The following is a 292-nucleotide window of genomic DNA, read 5'->3' on the forward strand; positions in this document are numbered from 1 at the left end:
GGTATTTGCCAACCCAAAGACCCACAAGCCTTTTGTATCGATTTTTACCGGGTGGAATTCTGCTCGCAAACGTGCCGGACTGGCTGAAGTTCGTATCCACGATCTAAGGCATTCCTTCGCCTCATTCCTGGTCAATGCCGGTCGGTCCCTATATGAGGTGCAGAAAATTCTGGGGCATACCCAGATTAAGACAACGCAGCGGTATGCTCACCTGAGTCAGGACACGCTCCTTGATGCCGCCAATGAAGTGTCCAAGGCAGTGCCGCTGACACTGCCATGCCAAAGACCTTCG

1 protein-coding gene is annotated in these 292 nt (G+C 52.7%); it reads left to right on the forward strand.

Annotated elements, in window-relative coordinates; all coding sequences use genetic code 11:
* Positions 1-292 (forward strand): site-specific integrase (locus tag IV91_RS19850; RefSeq protein WP_031599289.1); only part of this gene is annotated, 292 nt, incomplete at both ends.

The sequence above is a fragment of the Ferrovum myxofaciens genome (assembly GCF_000735045.1).
Taxonomy (GTDB): domain Bacteria; phylum Pseudomonadota; class Gammaproteobacteria; order Burkholderiales; family Ferrovaceae; genus Ferrovum; species Ferrovum myxofaciens.